Raw genomic sequence first — 17768 nt, 5'->3', positions numbered from 1 at the left:
CGTCAGACACCTCGATCGCAGCAGGAGCGACGATGGCATCAGTACCCTGCCGTGACTGCGGCACGCAATTGCGCGATGGTGCCGTGTTCTGCGACAGCTGCGGCCTCAAGGTTGCCAGACCCGGCGTCGCCGAATTCAAGCAGGTCACCGTGTTGTTCGCCGACGTCGTACGTTCCATGCATATCGCCAGGTCAGTAGGTGCTGAGCGCCTCAGCGAAATCATGACCGAGATGATGCGACGCTCGTCGGGAGTGATTCGGAGTTATGGAGGGGTGGTCAGCCAGTTCACCGGCGACGGCTTGATGGCCGTCTTCGGCGTACCGCACGCTCTCGAGGATCATGCGGTGCTGGGGTGCCGCGCGGCCTTGCACCTCATCGACGAAGTCCGCGCGCAAGCCGTCGAGGTGCTGGCTCGGGACGGCATCGATCTGAAGGTGCGGGTCGGACTGAACTCCGGTCAGGTGATCGCCGGCGTGCTCGGTTCCGGCGCCCTGGGCTACACCACGATCGGCGAGGAAGTCGGGATGGCACAGCGGATGGAGTCGGTTGCGCCTCCCGGCGGCGTGATGCTCAGCGCCGCTACCGCGCGTCTGGTCGAGAATTCCGTCGTCCTCGGCGAGCCGGAAACGGTCCGCGTCAAGGGGCAGGAGGGCCCGATCACCGTCCGCCGCCTGCTGGCTGTCGACGCCGACGCGCTGCGACGTCGAACCGATCAGCAGACCTCGCTGACGGGACGCTCCGCGGAACTGGCCGCGTTGGTCGCGCTGCTGGATCGTTCATCTGCCGCCCACGGAGTCGTCGCACGCGTTGTCGGTCCCGCAGGTATCGGTAAGACGCGCATCGTCAGGGAGCTCATCGAAGTGGCCGCCCGCCGAATGATGCCCGTACCCATCGCCTACTGCGAGTCCCACACCCGCGCTGTGCCATTCAGCGCCGCAGCGCAAATCCTTCGGGCCATGTTCGGGATCACCGCCGACGTTCCGGTCGAGCGGGCACGCGCGCGGCTACGTTCCGAGATGGCCGGCGCCGATCCCGACGATCTGCTCCTGCTCGAAGATCTCGTAGGGATCCGCGCGTCGGCGTCACCGTTGCCGGAGATCACACCCGAGGCACGTGCGCGACGACTGGCCCTCTTGATCACAGACTTGCTGACGCAACGGTCGCCCACCCTTTACGTGATCGAGGACGCGCACTGGATCGACGAGGCGAGCGAGGCCTTGTTCGCCTCGGCGGCTGAGGCGGTTCCACGAACCCGGTCGCTGTTGCTGGTGACTCACCGGCCCGAATACACCGGGATCCTCAGACGGGTGGCGGCGGAGATTGTCGTGCTGCAGCCGCTGCCGGAGCTGTCCGCCGTCGCCCTGGCCACCGAGCTGCTCGGTGACCATCCCTCAGTCCGGCGCGTGGCCGACCGCGTGGTCCGGACGGCAGGCGGCAACCCGTTCTTCATCACCGAGATGGTGCGGGATCTGGCGGAACGCGGCGTGGTCGCAGGCCCGCGCGGGAACTACCGAAGCAGCGGGAACAGCGTGGACATCTCCGTGCCGCCCACCCTGCAGGCGGCCATCGCCGCGAGGATCGACCGACTTCGGCCGCGGGCGAAGTCGGTCCTCTATGCCGCAGCGGTGATCGGCGGACGGTTCGGTTCTGATCTGCTCCGTGAGGTCGTGGCCGTCGACGACGACGAGACTGTGTCCAGCACGATCAACGAGCTACGAGACGCCGAAATCCTCGATCACACCTCGTCGGAGGCGGCCGCCGACATCGCCTTCCGGCACCCGTTGATCCGTGCCGTGGCCTATGAGTCGCAGCTCAAAGCGGTGCGCAACGAGATGCATCGGCGGGTGGCTTCTGCGATCGAACGCGCGAACTCGCACCAGCCCGATCACCACGCAACGCTGATCGCCGAGCACCTGCAGGCAGCAGGCGAACTGCGGACCGCCTTCGATTGGCACATGCGCGCCGGGCGGTGGTTGCGGAGCCGCGACCGGTCGGCCGCCTGGGAGGCGTGGCAGCGGGCCCGTGCGGCCGCCGCGGCGTTGCCGTCCTCGGACCCGCAGCGCTCTGCGTGCTTGACGACGGTGCTGACCATTCTCTGCAGCGAGTCACACCGTGCGGGGGGCTGTATCGAGGACGCCGGATTCGACGAGTTACGGCAATTGTGCGAAGCCTCCGGAGACCGCCGGGCACTCGGACTCGGGATGGCCGGCATGGTCATGGCGTTGGCGGGTCAGCACCGCCACCAAGACGCGCTGGCCCTTGTCCCCGAACTGATGGCACTCGTCGACACCGCGGAGGACACGGACATCACGGCGGAGCTCCTGTTGGCCGTCACCTACGCCAGGTCCGAAGTAGGTCATCTGGACGAGGCGCTGCGGCTGGTGCAGAGAGCGATCGACTCTGCGGACACAGACCGGACCAAGCGAGGCGTCCTGTTCGGTTCGTCGTTGGTGAGCGCCATCCGGATGCGCGGTCTCTACCGTCTGTGCGCCGGTGTGCAGGGGTGGCGCGCCGACGGTGACACCGCGATCGCAATGTCGGCCGGCCTGGATCCGACAAGCCGCGTCAGCTCGGTGCTCTACAAGTACATCCTCTCGGTACCGGTGGGTGCGCGCCGAGTCGACGAGGTGGCCATGCGCGAGACCGCCGAGGCACTGCAGCTCGCCGAACAGGCAGGTGACGAGCTCACGCTCACGACCGCCCGGGTCGCCAGAGGACTCGTCCTGGTCTACGGAGACGTTCCCGGCGACGAGGCCGTCGAGCTGTTGACCAAAGCTCGCGAGAGCACCGACCGGCGCAGGTTCACGATGAACGCCATGACGCTGGCGCGTCCAGCGCTCGCTCGCCGGATGGCGCAGCGCGGCGATGTCCCGGGTGCAATCGAGTTGGTGCGCAGCTGTATTCGAGATATGAGCGCTGCTGGTGAGGTGCTGTCCCTGGGAGTGGCCACCACGGTGCTGGTCGAAGCGCTGCTGGCGCGTTCGGCCGAAGGCGACTGGGAGGAAGCCGCGACTGCGATCGAGTATCTGGCCGCCACCCCGGCCGACCGGGGCTTCGCCCTGCACAAGGTTCCGCAATTCCGGTTGCGTGCGCTGTTGGCGCGTTGCCGCGGCGATATCGCTACTGCAGGAAACCATCTGGCGCAAGCGCGTGCCCACGCCGCGGCGGCCGGCTACGACCTTCCCGAGGGCGCAACCGGAATCCTGTCTGCTCAGCGCCGCTGAACAGCCCCGACCGCGTCAACCGCTGCCGCCACTGCGGCCTCCCGGACCGCGCTGGCCTCGTCCTCGGTCAGCGTGCGGTCCGGTGCGCGGAACCGCAACGCCAGCGCCAGGGACTTCCGACCCTCACCAACCTGCGGGCCGGTGTAGACGTCGAACAGCCGCGCGTCTTCCAGGAGCGCACCCGCTCCCGACCGGACGGCGTCGATCACGCTCTGCGCCGGGACGTCGTCGTCGACGACGAGCGCGACATCTTGGAACACGGCGGGGAACGGTGACACGCTCGGCACAGGCAACCGCTCGACGATCGGCACGGCGTCGAGATCGAGCTCGACCGCGCAGGTTCCCTTCGGCAACCCCGACCGTTCGACCACGGCCGGGTGCAGCTGTCCGGCGTGGCCGACGATCTGGTCGCCGATGAGCACCTGCGCGCATCGCCCCGGATGCCACGGCAGGTACTCCGCGGCACGGAACGTGAAGTCCACACCGGCCGCGCGCCCGACGATGCGAACGGCCTCGAACGCGTCGGCGGCCTCCACGCGGCGGCCCGGGCCCCAGGGGCCGGCGGGCTCGCGCAGACCGGTCAGTACCGCGGCGACATGTTGCGGCTGGTGCGGCAGCGACGCGTCCAGGATCGCGATCTCGTCGTCGGTGGGCCGGCGGTCTGTCGGGATGCGGTCGACGGCCCGGGTCTGGCTCGTCGGCTCCACCACCTGGGCGATCGCGAACAGCGCGGTGTCAACCGCACCGCGGGACACGTTGCGGGACAACGCCTCCAGCAACCCCGGCAACAGCGTCGTAGCCAAGTTCGGACGGTCCGCCTCGAGCGGGTTGAGCACCCGCGTGGTGTTGCGGCGCGGGTCGTCGGCAGAGAGCCCCCACTGATCGAAGATCCCGGCCGGCAGGAACGGCGTGGGCAGGATCTCGACATATCCGCCGAGCGCCAACGACTTGCCGATCGCGCGACGCCGCTTCTGGACAGCGGTCAGGCCCCGGCCGGCGGGCGCAGCGGGAAGCACCGACGGGATGACGTCCAGGCCCTCCAGTCGCATCACCTCTTCGACGAGGTCGGCGGGCTGCCGCATGTCCGGGCGCCAGCTCGGCGGTGTGACGGCGAGCCGATCGCCGTCGACCGTCACCTCGGCGCCGATCTGGCGCAGCCGCTTCTCGGTGGTCCCGGGTGGGTAGGCCACACCGGCGGTGCGATCGGGCAGGTCGACGGGGATCGTGACGGCCGGCGGCGACCAGTTGTCCCGCGCCGGCTCCCCGCGCCAGTCGGTGAGACCGGATCCAACTGTGCCACTGGCGATCTCGGCCAGCAGCGTGGCGCAGCGGTCGAGCGCGGCCACCGACACCGCCGGATCCACGGTGCGCTCATAGCGACGACCCGCTTCGCTGGCCAGCCGCAGCCGCCGCTGTGTGCGCGACACCGCAGCCGGGTCCCACACCGCGGCTTCGAGCAGCACATCGGTGGTGCTCTCACGCACCTCGGTGGTGCCGGCGCCCATGACGCCGCCGATCGCGGCGGTGGCGACGTCGTCGACGATCAACACGTCGGCCGGATCGAGTTTGCGCTCGACGTCGTCGAGGGTGACCACGGTCTCCCCCGGTTCGGCGAAGCGGACGCGGAATCCGCCGGTGATCAGCGACCGGTCGTGCGCGTGCATCGGATGCCCGAGTTCGAGCATCACGTAGTTCGTCACGTCCACCGCCGGCGAGATCGCCCGGATCCCGCTGAGCAACAGCCGTCGCTGAAGCCACCACGGGGACACGGCTTTCGGGTCGATACCGGTCACCGGACGCAGCCCGAACCGCAGCACGCCGGTGCCGCTGTCGATGGTCACGGGCAACGCCTCACCGTCCACGGGCAGCGGCGCGGCTCGACCCGGATCGTAGGCCGGATCTATGTAGTCGAGGTCGTAGGCGTTGGCGATCTCGCGAGCCATCCCGCGCACCGACAGGCAGTAACCGCGGTCCGGGGTGACTGCGAGGTCGAACACCACGTCGTCGAGGCCGAGGACCTCGACGGCCGAAGCACCCGGTTCGGCGGTGCCGGCCGGCAACACCAGGATCCCGGAGTGATCGGTACCGAGGTTGAGTTCCGATGCCGAGCAGATCATGCCGTCGGAAACGCGCCCGTAGGTCTTGCGGGTGGCGATCGTGAAGTCGCCCGGCAGGACGGTGCCGGGCAGCGCGACGACGACGAGGTCGCCGACGGCGAAGTTCGTTGCACCGCAGACGATGTCGCGGAGCTCGGACTCTCCGGCGTCCACCTTCACCGCACGGATTGGCTTCTTGAACTCGGTCAGTTCCTCGATCTGCTCGACCCGGCCGACGGTCAGCGGACCGGTGACGGGACCGAGTCGGATGACGTCCTCGACCTCGTGGCCGATGCGGATGAAAGTCTGCTCGAGCTCGTCGGCCGGCACGTCCCAGCCGGGGGCACCGGCCTGGACCACGTCGCGCAGCCAGCTGTAGGGAAGGCGCATCAGGCGTCCACCCCGAACGGGAGAGAGAACCGGACATCACCCTCGACCATGTCTCGCATGTCGGGGATGCCGTTGCGGAACTGCAGGGTGCGCTCCAATCCCATGCCGAAGGCGAAACCTGAATAGACGTCGGGGTCGATACCGCAGGCGCGCAACACATTCGGGTTGACCATGCCGCAACCACCCCATTCCACCCAGCCGGGCCCGCCCTTCTTGTTCGGAAACCAGATGTCGACCTCTGCCGACGGCTCGGTGAACGGGAAGAAGTGCGGACGGAAGCGGGTGCGGCCCTGGGGCCCGAATTGGGCGCGCGCGAACGCGTCGAGCGTGCCGCGCAGGTGCGCCATGGTCAGGCCCTTGTCCACAGCCAGACCCTCGACCTGATGGAAGACCGGGGTGTGAGTGGCGTCGAGTTCGTCGGTACGGAAGGTTCGCCCGATCGAGATGATGTAGACCGGCAGCTCTCGTTCGAGCAGCGCGCGGATCTGCACCGGGGACGTGTGGGTGCGCAGCACCTGCCGGGACCCGTCCGGTGCGACATGGAAGGTGTCCTGCTCGCTGCGGGCCGGATGGTCGGGCGGGAAGTTCAAGGCGTCGAAGTTGAACTGCTCGGTTTCGACCTCCGGCCCCTCGGCCAGCTCCCAGCCCATCGCGACGAAGGTGTCGGCGATGTTCTCGGCGAGGATGGTGATCGGGTGACGCGCGCCGACCGGCTGACGCGTCGACGGAAGCGTGACGTCGATGCGCTCGGCGACCAGCACCGCGGCGTCCCGCTCGGCCCGGAGTTGGGCGAGTCGTTCGTCATAGGCCTGCTGTGTCTCGGTGCGCGCGACGTTGACGCGCTTGCCGGCGTCGGCGCGCTCGGCCTTGGGCAGTGTCCCCAAGGATTGGCGTGCCACCGCCACCGGCGAGCGGTCACCGAGGTGTTCGGTCTTGGCGCGCGCGAGGTCATCGAGGTTCGCAGCCTGGGCGAACGCACGCTTGGCTGCGCTGACCGCTTCGGCCAGCGCATCGTCTGAGAGGTCTACTGGCTGATCAGCCACCCGGCGATCATAGGCGATGCCGCCGAGCGCACTTCGTCGGCCGCGTGCCTCTAGGACACGTCGATGGGTTTGAGCCGGTACATCGTGAAGTCGGCGGGCACTCCGTCGGCCTTGTGTGCGAACACCTGCCGCCGCAGCTTGCGTGCGGTGACCCCGAGAGCGTCGAACTTCTCCGGCGGGATGCGTTCCAGCGTGGCCTGCGAAACCACCAACTCGCCGCGCGTGGCACGCTCCATGACTCGCGCCGCGAGGTTGACGTCGATTCCCAGCCAGTCCGAACCGATGCGCTGCGGGCGGCCGGTGTGGATGCCGACGCGCATCCGCGGTGAGTAGCCGTCGACGTCGAGGTTCTTGACCGCCTCGCGTGCGCTCAGCACGGAGCGCACCGCCGTGGTCGGGTCGGTGAACACCGCCATCAGCCCGTCGCCCATCCGTTTGACGATGTGGCCACCGGAGGCGAGCAACGGCGGTTCGACCACCGCGGCGATCCGCCGCAACAGCCGCAGGGTGGCTTCGTCTCCGGCGGTCAGGGACCACGAGGAGAATCCGACCAGGTCGGTGAACACGAGGGTGACCTCGGCGTTGGCCGGCCGACCGGAAACCCGTTCGGTCAACGCCTGCCACACCTGCAGTGCCCCGAGACTGACCTCGCGGGTGACCGCGTCGCGTTCGAGCAGGCGGTCGGCGGCTCTGGCTGCAGCGGCAGGCCCACCGACGCCGGCCACCGAGAGCGGATCGCCGAACTCTGGATCACCCGGCAGTGCTTTGCGGGCACGCCGGAGCAGGGAGACCGCCCCGGAGTGGTGGTTGACATTCCTGATCCACGCGAGCGGCCCCGGTGGCTGGCCGCCTGTCTGCGCATCCGACGGGTCGTCATCCACGCCGCTCAGCCTAAACCAGCCGCACGAAGGCAATGAACAAGCTGGTCACAGCGATGTGCCGCGGCTGTGGAGGGTGCATAACACCTGTGAGGCAGGCCACTCTTTTCGTGGACAACGACCGTTGTCAACAGTAGCTTGGAGAGATGCGATCATCGGAGATGGCAACCTCATCCGTCGACAACCCGCTGGGGCCGGATTCGCTGACGTGGAAATACTTCGGCGACGTGCGCACCGGCATACTCGGGGTGTGGATCGGCGCGATCCAGAACATGTATCCCGAACTCGGCGCCGGCGTCGAAGACCATTCGATCCTGCTGCGTGAGCCGTTGCAGCGGGTGGCGCGCTCGGTGTACCCGATCATGGGCGTGGTCTACGACGGCGACCGGGCCGCGCAGACCGGGGCGCAGATCCGCAGCTACCACAAGACCATCAAAGGCACCGACGGCGAAGGCCGGCGGTATCACGCGCTGAACCCCGAGACGTTCTACTGGGCGCACGCGACGTTCTTCATGTTGATCATCAAGACCGCGGAGTACTTCTGCGGTGGACTCACCGAGGCCGAAAAACGTCAGCTGTTCGACGAGCACGTGCAGTGGTACCGCATGTACGGCATGAGCATGCGTCCCGTCCCGGAATCGTGGGAAGAGTTCTGCGAGTACTGGGATCGTAAGTGCCGCGAAGAGCTCGAGATCAATCAGGCCACGCTCGACATCTTCTCGATGCGGATTCCGAAGCCGAAGTTCGTCCTGATGCCGACACCAGTGTGGGATCAGTTGTTCAAACCGATGGTCGGCGCGCAGCGGTGGATCGCAGCCGGGGTGTTCGACCCGGCCGTTCGGGAGAAGGCGGGCATGCGGTGGACGCCCGGCGACGAGATCCTGCTGCGGTTGTTCGGCAAGTTCGTGGAGTTGGCCTTCGTCGCCGTGCCGGACGAGATCCGGCTGCATCCGCGTGCGGTGGCCGCCTATCGCCGCGCGGAGGGCAAGATCGCACCGGACGCGCCGCTGGTGGAGGCGCCGTCGTTCATGGCCCCGCCCCGCGACCATCGGCACGTCCCCACCCACTACATCCCGCCCCACAAGTCGCTGCTCGACCGGGTCGGGTCGCTGCTGCACACCACGTTTTCGCTAGCCGGTGTGAAGTCGTCGAAGGGCGATAAGGCAGCCTGAACGCATGCTGGAATGGTCTGACGTCGATATCGCCGTGCGCGACGCTGTCCGCGAGTTCGTGGACAAGGAAATCCGCCCCCACCTCGATGCGCTGGAAAGCGGCGAGATGGAGCCCTACCCCATCGTCCGAAAGTTGTTCGCCGCCTTCGGCATTGCCGACATGGCGCGGGAGTCACTGAACAAGCGGCTGGACCGGCTCCGCGCCGGAGACGAGTCGGCCTCCAAGAGCTCCGGCGGCATGTTCGGCGGCGGCGGTTCGCCGGGAATGGGTTTCGTGCTCATCAGCGAGCTGTGCCGAGTGAGCATGGGAGTCGTCACCGGGATGGGCGTCAGCCTCGGACTGACCGTCCCGACCATCATGAGCCGCGGCACGCTGGCGCAGCAGGAGCGTTGGCTTCCTGATCTGGTGACCTACGACAAGATCGGCGCGTGGGCCATCACCGAACCCGACTCGGGCTCCGATGCGTTCGGCGGCATGAAGTCCTATGTCACGCGAGATGGTGACGACTACATCCTCAACGGACAGAAGACCTTCATCACCAACGGTCCCGACGCCGACGTCGTCGTGGTGTACGCCAAGTTGGACGAGGGCGATCCGTCTGTCGACAAACGCGACCGCAAGGTCCTGACCTTCGTGCTCGACAAGGGCATGGAGGGCTTCGTCCAGTCCAAGCCGTTCCACAAGATGGGCATCCACTCGTCGCGCACCGGCGAGCTGTTCTTCAACGACGTCCGGCTGGGCAAGGACCGACTGCTCGGCGAGACCGAGGACAACAGCGCCGGCGACGGCCGGGACAGCGCCCGATCCAGCTTCTCGGCCGAGCGGATCGGTGTCGCGGCGATGGCGCTCGGCGTCATCGAGGAGTGCCTGCGGCTGAGCGTCGACTATGCGAAGTCACGCACGCTCTGGGGCAAGGAGATCGGTCAGTTCCAGTTGATCCAGCTGAAGTTGGCCAACATGGAGGTTGCGCGAATGAACGTGCGCAACATGCTGTTCCGCGTCATCGAGGCGTCCGAAGCCGGAAAGCCGGTCTCTCTGGCGGAGGCGTCGGCGATCAAGTGGTACTGCTCGCAGGCCGCCACCGACGTGGCCATGGAGGCCGTTCAGTTGTTCGGCGGCAACGGGTACATGACGGAGTACCGCGTGGAACAACTTGCCCGCGACGCGAAATCGCTGATGATCTACGCCGGCAGTAACGAAGTGCAGATCACCCACGTGGCGCGCGGGTTGCTCAGCTAGCCGCCCGCCGGTCGCGGTCCGTGCGCTGCGGACGCGGGCCGCGCGTCTTCTCGGACTTCTCGGGTTCGTCATCGGTGGCGCGCCCGGGCCGAACCGTCGGTGATGACTCGGCCTCGTCGGCACTGCGGGTCGCTACCCGCGACTCCAGCGGCGCAGTGTCGCGCAGCTCGCGGCGCTTGACGCGAGGAACCGCGACTTCTCTTGCGGCAGAGATGCTTCCGTCTTCGGAGGTGGACGACACCGTCGTGGTCACCGACTGGCCACTGGCGTCCTGCGCCGCGAGGTCCGGTCCGACCGCACTCCGCTGTGAAGCCGATGGCGGTACTGCGGGACGGTTGTAGGCCCGATCGATGACCGGCCGCAACACCGAGTCGAGGAACCGGACGAAGTCCGTCTCGACGCCGTTGGGCGCGAGCGGCCGCAGCAGCGGCAGGATCGGCGTCGGGATCAGGATGCTCGTCGTGGTTCCGCCGAGCGAGTTGGTGGTCTGGGTGTAGTACGGAGCGATTCTCGGGACATCGTCGATGTCGAAGAACGCCGCTTCGACATGCAGTTGACCCATGCCCATCAAAGCGTTGAGGACAGCCAGGAAGTTCAGCGGATTGTCGGGCCAGTCGGCGACACCGTCGTATTGAGCTTTGACGAGCAGAATGTCGTAAGGAGTCTCGGGCAACGGACGGTACTGGACACCGCTGCGGGCCAGCTCCGTGGGGTTCGGGTACCCGTAGATCACGGCGTCGAGCTCTTCGCGCGGCGGCCGGTTCGGATCCTCCATCAGGCGGCGCAGGACCTCGTCGATCACCGGCGCGCTCTTGGACACTCCACCGATCGTCTTCGGGCCAGGCGTGGCGACGATCGCGGACACCATGCTGTCAGCACCAGCCTCGATGGCGACGGGCAAGGTCGCCCAACCTCGAAACGGCACGCTGATCCGCTGGTCGTATTCGGCGAAATGGCCTCCGAGCGCCGTGACCATCTGCGTCTCGTCGAGTTGGGAGAAAGGCCCCACTCCCCCCATGAGCAGCGCGGTGGCGCCGTGAGCGATGCCGGGCGAGAACCCGACGAGAACAGCACTGATGAACACAACCAGACGCTTCATGGCTCCCCCTGCCACAACCGATCCCCCAGCCCATTCGCTGAATATGCGCGGGCTAATTTTTCATCAGCGTACCCCATGTTCGACACCGTGCCGCGCACCAGTTGAAGCGGACAGCCAGCAAATCCACGGGCAATCGACGCGCCTCAGCACCCGTTTGCTGGCAAGCCAAAAATGCTGCCATACAGCATGTTCGGATGCTATTCGTTCCCCAGGAACGAAAGCTCCGGGTGCCCCGGCGCCACGGGTTCGGCGACTTGCGCGGCCCCTCCGCACGGAAATCTCACGTGCGCCAGCGAATTCAGCTAATTGCAGCAGGCATGCTGTGAGCAGCGATCAACGACCGGCGCGTCGGTGCGCCCGGGCGCTCTGGTACAGACAGATCGCGGCAGCCGAGGCGATGTTCAGACTCTCGGCGCCGCCTGCCATCGGTATGTGGACCCGGTGGTCGGCGGCGTGGGCCAGGGCGGTCGGCAGGCCGTGGGCTTCCGAACCGAACAGCCACGCGGTCCGCGGCGCCAGGTCGGCATCATCGAGACTCACGTCGCCGTCGAGAACGGTTGCCATGACCTGCATTCCGGCCGTACGCAGCTGCGTGATGACGGCGTCGGGGTCGGCCTCGCTGACCACCGGTATCGAGAAGATGCTCCCCGCCGAGGCGCGCAGGCATTTGCCGTTGTACGGGTCGACGCTGGGTCCGGCAAGTACGACCGCGTCAGCACCCATCGCATCGGCGACCCGGATGATCGTGCCGGCGTTGCCGGGTTCGGAGGTGCCGACCGGTACGGCGACCAGCTTCGGGGATCCGGCGAGCACGGTGGTCAAGTCCACCTCAGGCATCGAGCACACCGCGACCAGACCGACCGGTGTCACCGTGTCCGACAGCGCTTTTGCGGCGCGCTCGGTGACCAGTTCGACGGGCGCGTCGCGCAGCAACGCGTCGAAGCGCTCCGCGGCGGTCTCGGTCGCGAAGACCTCTGAAACAAGTCCGCGCCGCAACGCTGCCTCGACGAGGTTGGGACCCTCGGCGAGGAAGCGTGCGGCGCGGCGGCGCCCGGTGTGGCGGTGCAGCTTGACCGCTGCGACCACCCGGGCAGATCGCTCGGTGAGGGTCAGGCAGCCTCGCCCGACGGGGCGTTGACATCCTCGGGCAACGCGGCCTTGGCGACCTCGACCAACGCGGTGAACGCGGCGGCGTCGCTGACCGCGATCTCGGCGAGGTTCTTGCGGTCGACCTCCACCCCGGCGGCCTTGAGGCCCTGGATCAACCGGTTGTAGGTGATGCCGTTGGCCCGAGCCGCGGCGTTGATACGGGTGATCCACAGCTTGCGGAAGTCGCCCTTGCGCGCCTTGCGGTCGCGGTAGGCATAGGTCAGGGAGTGCAGCTGCTGCTCCTTGGCCTTGCGGTACAGGCGCGACCGCTGGCCCCGGTAGCCCTTGGAAGCCTTGAGGATTGTGCGCCGCTTCTTCTGCGCGTTGACTGCGCGCTTCACGCGTGCCATGGGTTGTTCCTATCTCGTACGGGTCAGTTCGAGCCGTCTGGACTATCCGTCACGACGGCTTTGGCGGAGTGTGGCCGTCAGCCGTTCAGCATCTTGGAGATGCGCTTGGTGTCATTGCCCGACACCGTGGTGCGGCCGGCGAGCCGACGCGTGCGGGTGGACGGCTTGTGCTCCAGCAGGTGCCTACGGTTGGCCTTCTGGCGCACGATCTTTCCGGTCCCGGTCTTGCGGAACCGCTTCGAAGCGCCGCTGTGGGTCTTCGCCTTGGGCATGTTTCCTCTAGTTCTGTGAGTCGGTCTGGTTGTCGGCCTGCGCGTCTCCGGATCCACGGGACGGCGTGTCGGCATCATGCGCCGCCTTGGCACGAGTCTTCGCGCCGCGGTGCGGGGCCAGCACCATCGTCATGTTGCGTCCGTCCTGCTTGGCGGACGTCTCGACGAAGCCGTACTCGGCCACGTCGGCACCCAGGCGCTGCAGGAGGCGGAAGCCCAGTTCCGGCCGCGACTGCTCGCGTCCGCGGAACATGATCGTCACCTTGACCTTCGACCCCGCCTCCAGGAAGCGGATGACGTGACCCTTTTTGGTCTCGTAGTCGTGCGGGTCGATCTTGGGACGCAGCTTCTGCTCTTTGACGACGGTCTGCTGCTGGTTCTTGCGAGACTCGCGCGCCTTCTGGGCTGTCTCGTACTTGTACTTGCCGTAGTCCATGATCTTGCAGACCGGTGGTCTGGCGTTCGGAGCTACTTCGACGAGATCGAGATCAGCATCCGCGGCGACGCGGAGGGCATCTTCGATGCGCACGATGCCTACCTGTTCACCGCCTGGTCCGATCAGGCGAACCTCAGGTACGCGAATGCGCTCGTTGACGCGGGTCTCAGTGCTGATGGGGCCTCCTATGTTTCTGTCCTCAGGAGTCCCCACGCCACGGCACGCTGCTACCAAGAGCAGGAAGCCCTGCGTCATGCAGGGCCCGGTGCCGACCAGGACAGGCATCACAGGATGCCTGTGACCGGACCGCTGTACCTTGGATCATCATCGGCCAGCGGTGGGAGCGGGACTCCACTTGTGCGCCCAGCGTTCGCCGGGGCGGTCGCGCGTGCAAGTCTAGCAGCTATGACCGATGTTCCTGCACACGCCGAATCGGCGGACCCGCCACCCGTCCGCGAACTCGCCGACGTCCCCGCCGTCGAGGTGATCACCCGGGCCGCCGTGATGCTGATGAGCGCGGCCGCCGAGAAGCTCGGACTGTCCGCTGAGGACCCCGACGACAGCCCTCACCGCGACCTCGACGAGGCCCGACGCCTGATCACGGCTCTGGCCGGGCTCGTCACCGCGTCCGCCGAGTATCTCGGCCCGCACGCCGGACCGGTCCGGGACGGACTCAAGACCCTGCAGCTCGCCTTCCGCGAATCCAGCGCGGCCCCCGACGAGCCGGGCAAAGGTCCCGGGGAGAAGTACACCGGCCCGGTCTGGTAGCCGGGCTTCGAGCCGACTTCGCGAATAGTGTCGCGGCCTATGACACACATCACGGCCGCCCCGGCACGCCCGACGTCGTCCAGGTATCGATGGGTGCCGACTGCGGCCGGCTGGATTGTCGGCGTCATCGCGACGCTGTCACTGTTGGCGAGCATCTCACCGCTCGTGCGGTCGGTGATCAGGGTGCCGCGCGAGTTCGTCGACGACTACATCTTCAACTTTCCCGACACCAGTTTCGCGTGGGCGTTCGTGTTGGCGTTGCTGGCTGCCGCGCTGGCCGCCCGTAAACGGATCGCGTGGTGGATCCTCGTCGGCTACTTCGTCGGTGCCGGCATCTGGAACGTCGACGGACTGTTCAGAGCCGCGGATAGCGGGCCACAGCAGGTCGGAGAGCTGATCGGCCTGAGCTTCCACCTCGCCGCGATCGTGTTCCTGCTCTTGGCCCGTCGGCAGTTCTGGGCCAGGGTGCGGCGCGGTGCGCTCCTGAAGGCCGCGCTGGTGCTGGTCGCCGGGATGGGGCTGGGGACCCTCGTCGGCTGGGCATTGCTGGAGGTGTTTCCCGGAACGCTGGCACGCCCGTACCGCTTCTGGTACGCCCTGAACAGGGTCAGCGCCTTCGCCGGCGTCGACGCGGACTCGTTCAGCGGCGAACCGCACGTGTTCGTCAATGCCCTGCTCGGGCTGTTCGGCGCACTGGCGCTGATGACCGCGGCGATCGTGCTGTTCCAGTCGCAGCGCGCGGCCAACGCCCTCACCGGAGAGGACGAGTCGGCGATTCGCGGTCTGCTCGAGGCGTTCGGCAAGAACGATTCGCTGGGCTACTTCGCCACGCGCCGGGACAAGGCGGTCGTGTTCGCCGCCAACGGGCGCGCCGCGGTCACCTACCGCGTCGAGGTCGGGGTGTGTCTGGCCAGCGGCGACCCGGTCGGCGATCCGACGGCGTGGCCGTCTGCGATCGACGCGTGGCTGCAGCTGTGTCAGCGCTACGGGTGGGCACCGGGAGTCATGGGAGCTTCGGCGGTCGGAGCCCAGGCGTTCAGCGGCGCCGGGCTCAGTGCGCTGCAGCTCGGTGACGAAGCGATCCTGCACACCAACGACTTCCGACTTTCCGGGCCGGACATGCGGGCGGTGCGGCAAGCCGTCACCCGCGCCCGGCGGGCCGGTGTCGAGGTCCGGGTACGTCGGCACCGCATGTTGAGCGACGACGAGATGGCCGCCGTGATCCGGCGCGCCGACGAATGGCGGGACACCGCCGACGAGCGCGGCTTCTCCATGGCGTTGGGTCGGCTCGGCGACCCCGCAGACGGCGACTGTCTGCTGGTCGAGGCGGTCGTCGGCGACGACGTCGTGGCGATGCTGTCCCTGGTGCCGTGGGGCACCACCGGGGCGTCGCTCGACCTGATGAGACGCTCCCCTCAATCCCCCAACGGCACCGTCGAGTTGATGGTCAGTGAGCTGTGTCTGCAGGCCGAGGACATCGGTATCACGCGGGTGTCGCTGAACTTCGCGATGTTCCGCTCGGCCTTCGAACAGGGTGCCCAGCTGGGCGCCGGCCCGGTCGCGCGGTTGTGGCGTTGGCTGTTGGTGTTCTTCTCCCGGTGGTGGCAACTCGAGACGCTGTACCGGTCCAACATGAAGTACCAGCCGGAGTGGGTGCCGCGGTACGCCTGCTACGAGGACACCCGCGAGCTGCCGCGTGTCGGCGTCGCGTCGGTGATCGCCGAAGGCTTTCTGGTGCTGCCGTTCTCGCGGCGCCACGAACAACCCCACACGGGTCGGCACGTGTCGGCGCCGGGCGCTCTGGTGGCCACTGGCATGCTGCACAGCGACGGCACCGCACCGGACGCCACGACGATCCACGACCAGTCCCCCGGCGACCACACCCCACGGCTGCCCGAACAGGTTCGGGTCCGGATGGCAAAGCTGAAGACGTTGCAGGACAACGGGATCGATGCCTATCCCGTCGGTGCGCCGCCGAGTCACACCGTGGCGCAAGCCCTCGCCTCACCGGATGGCACGGTCGTCACGGTCGCCGGTCGGGTGTTACGGCTGCGCGACTACGGCGGCGTCTTGTTCGTACAGCTGCGGGACTGGTCGGGCGAAATCCAGCTGGTGCTCGACAACTCGTTGCTCGCCGACGGCACAGCCGCGGATTTCACCGGCGCGATCGATCTCGGGGACCTCGTCGAGGCCACGGGGACGATGGGCCACAGCCGATCCGGGGTCTGGTCGCTGCTGTCGACCCGGTGGCGCCTGATCGGCAAGTGCCTGCGCCCCCTGCCGGACAAGTGGAAGGGGCTGACCGATCAGGAGGCCCGGGTGCGCGCCCGCTACGTCGACCTGGCCGTCAACACCGATGCCCGCGACCTGATCAGAGCCCGCAGCGGTGTCCTGCACGCCATCCGGGAAACACTGGTGGGCAAGGGCTTTCTCGAAGTCGAGACGCCGATCCTGCAGCAGATCCACGGCGGCGCCAATGCCCGCCCGTTCCTGACCCACATCAACGCCTACGACCTGGACCTCTATCTGCGCATTGCGCCGGAGCTGTATCTGAAGCGGTTGTGCGTCGGTGGTGTCGAGCGCGTCTTCGAATTGGGCCGCGCGTTCCGCAACGAAGGTGTCGACTTCAGCCACAATCCCGAGTTCACGTTGCTGGAGGCCTATCAGGCGCACGCTGATTACCACGTCTGGATCGACGGCTGTCGGGAACTGATCCAGAACGCGGCGCTGGCCGCCAACGGCGCCCAGGTGTTCCTGCGTCCACGCGACGACGGTGTCCTCGAACCGGTCGACATCTCCGGGCAGTGGGCGGTCAAGACGGTCCACGACGCGGTGTCAGAGGCGCTCGGCGAGCACATCGGCCCCGACACCGACCTCGCGACGCTGCGCCGACTGTGCGACGCGGTCGGAGTCGGGTACCTGACGCACTGGGACGCCGGAGCGGTGGTGCTCGAGCTCTACGAGCACCTTGTCGAGGACCAGACCCAGGAGCCGACGTTCTACAAGGACTTCCCGACCTCGGTCTCGCCGCTGACCCGGCCGCATCGCAGCATCGCCGGTGTCGCGGAACGGTGGGACCTGGTCGCCTGGGGCGTCGAGCTGGGCACCGCCTACAGCGAGCTCACCGATCCGGTGGAGCAGCGGCGGCGCCTGCAGGAGCAGTCGCTGCTGGCCGCCGGCGGTGATCCGGAAGCCATGGAGCTCGACGAGGACTTCCTTCAGGCCATGGAGTACGCCATGCCTCCGACGGGCGGTCTCGGTATGGGCGTCGACCGGGTGGTCATGTTGATCACGGGACGCTCGATCCGCGAGACGCTGCCGTTCCCGCTGGCCAAGCCGCGGTAGCGCGTGCGCAGTAGCGTGGTTTCATGCCCGAGGAAGTGACACCCCAGCCCCAACCGGTCCCGCCGGAAGAGACCGGTTACACCGCCGACGGGGTACCGACGTTCGATGCGGTGCGCGAGAAGATCGAGACCCGCTTCGGTACCGCGATCGGATCGGCAGAACTGGCCTCCGAGACGCCGGAGGGCCGCGGCGTCGAGGAGCAGTACGACGCGCGGCAGCGTGCAGCCGCCGAGAAGCTCGCCCAGATCCGTAAGTCGATGTCCGAAGGTGATCGGTAACAGGCCATGTCCTGTCGGTCCCCACGGC

14 protein-coding genes are annotated in these 17768 nt (G+C 67.6%); 6 read left to right on the top strand and 8 right to left on the bottom strand.

Going from position 1 to position 17768, the window contains the following annotated elements:
* The first annotated feature begins 32 nt into the window (after window positions 1-32).
* Window positions 33-3224, top strand: a complete 3192-nt coding sequence (locus ACQI46_RS11905; protein ID WP_427094183.1) for an adenylate/guanylate cyclase domain-containing protein — start codon at window positions 33-35, stop codon at window positions 3222-3224.
* Here the strand turns inward: ACQI46_RS11905 and pheT are convergent.
* From pheT to ACQI46_RS11890, 3 genes are read right to left on the bottom strand one after another with little or no spacing between them, the layout of a single operon-like run.
* Window positions 3212-5710, bottom strand: a complete 2499-nt coding sequence (gene pheT / locus ACQI46_RS11900) for a phenylalanine--tRNA ligase subunit beta (RefSeq protein WP_427094182.1) — start codon at window positions 5708-5710, stop codon at window positions 3212-3214. The genes ACQI46_RS11905 and pheT overlap by 13 nt on opposite strands.
* The gene (gene pheS / locus ACQI46_RS11895; RefSeq protein ID WP_427094181.1) at window positions 5710-6753 is read right to left on the bottom strand and encodes a phenylalanine--tRNA ligase subunit alpha; all 1044 of its coding nucleotides are present in this window, start codon (window positions 6751-6753) and stop codon (window positions 5710-5712) included. Before pheS ends, pheT begins: the two co-directional genes overlap by 1 nt.
* A 50-nt stretch (window positions 6754-6803) precedes the next feature.
* On the bottom strand, window positions 6804-7634 hold the full coding sequence (locus tag ACQI46_RS11890; protein ID WP_427094180.1) for an adenylate/guanylate cyclase domain-containing protein: 831 nt from the start codon (window positions 7632-7634) through the stop codon (window positions 6804-6806).
* 158 nt (window positions 7635-7792) lie between these two features.
* Here ACQI46_RS11890 and ACQI46_RS11885 point away from each other — a divergent pair, with 158 nt between their 5' ends.
* Together ACQI46_RS11885 and ACQI46_RS11880 are read left to right on the top strand one after the other, a co-directional pair.
* Window positions 7793-8803 carry an oxygenase MpaB family protein gene (locus ACQI46_RS11885; protein ID WP_427094179.1) on the top strand — a complete coding sequence of 337 codons (1011 nt, stop codon included), beginning with the start codon at window positions 7793-7795 and terminating at the stop codon, window positions 8801-8803.
* Between the two features lie 4 nt (window positions 8804-8807).
* Complete coding sequence (locus ACQI46_RS11880; protein WP_427094178.1) at window positions 8808-10043, top strand: acyl-CoA dehydrogenase family protein; 1236 nt, start codon at window positions 8808-8810, stop codon at window positions 10041-10043.
* On the opposite strand, the gene ACQI46_RS11875 is transcribed toward ACQI46_RS11880, so the two are convergent.
* The 5 genes from ACQI46_RS11875 to infC form a co-directional block, all read right to left on the bottom strand.
* Window positions 10036-11142 (bottom strand): PE-PPE domain-containing protein, encoded by a 1107-nt coding sequence (locus ACQI46_RS11875; RefSeq protein WP_427094177.1) that lies wholly within the window; start codon window positions 11140-11142, stop codon window positions 10036-10038. The two genes, ACQI46_RS11880 and ACQI46_RS11875, sit on opposite strands and share 8 nt — an antisense overlap.
* Before the next feature lie 333 nt (window positions 11143-11475).
* Window positions 11476-12228, bottom strand: a complete 753-nt coding sequence (locus ACQI46_RS11870; RefSeq protein ID WP_427094176.1) for a TrmH family RNA methyltransferase — start codon at window positions 12226-12228, stop codon at window positions 11476-11478.
* A gap of 23 nt (window positions 12229-12251) precedes the next feature.
* Window positions 12252-12641: a 50S ribosomal protein L20 gene (gene rplT, locus ACQI46_RS11865; RefSeq protein ID WP_427094175.1), complete on the bottom strand. Its 390-nt coding sequence runs from the start codon at window positions 12639-12641 to the stop codon at window positions 12252-12254.
* Window positions 12642-12718: 77 nt separating this feature from the next.
* Window positions 12719-12913, bottom strand: a complete 195-nt coding sequence (gene rpmI, locus ACQI46_RS11860) for a 50S ribosomal protein L35 (RefSeq protein WP_427094174.1) — start codon at window positions 12911-12913, stop codon at window positions 12719-12721.
* A gap of 7 nt (window positions 12914-12920) precedes the next feature.
* Entirely contained in the window at window positions 12921-13526 is a 606-nt protein-coding gene (gene infC / locus ACQI46_RS11855) for a translation initiation factor IF-3 (RefSeq protein ID WP_427094227.1), read from the bottom strand.
* A 228-nt stretch (window positions 13527-13754) separates the two neighbouring features.
* Here infC and ACQI46_RS11850 point away from each other — a divergent pair, with 228 nt between their 5' ends.
* The 3 genes from ACQI46_RS11850 to ACQI46_RS11840 are packed head-to-tail and all read left to right on the top strand — an operon-like array spanning window position 13755 to window position 17740.
* Complete coding sequence (locus ACQI46_RS11850) at window positions 13755-14117, top strand: DUF1844 domain-containing protein (RefSeq protein ID WP_427094173.1); 363 nt, start codon at window positions 13755-13757, stop codon at window positions 14115-14117.
* Between the two features lie 39 nt (window positions 14118-14156).
* A complete protein-coding gene (gene lysX, locus ACQI46_RS11845) occupies window positions 14157-17462 on the top strand; it encodes a bifunctional lysylphosphatidylglycerol synthetase/lysine--tRNA ligase LysX (protein ID WP_427094172.1) in 3306 nt (1101 codons plus the stop codon).
* Window positions 17463-17485: 23 nt separating this feature from the next.
* Entirely contained in the window at window positions 17486-17740 is a 255-nt protein-coding gene (locus tag ACQI46_RS11840) for a hypothetical protein (RefSeq protein ID WP_427094171.1), read from the top strand.
* Window positions 17741-17768 lie beyond the last annotated feature (28 nt).

Source organism: Mycobacterium sp. SMC-4 (genome assembly GCF_050205565.1).
GTDB lineage: Bacteria > Actinomycetota > Actinomycetes > Mycobacteriales > Mycobacteriaceae > Mycobacterium.
This window is presented reverse-complemented; position numbering and strand designations above follow the sequence as displayed.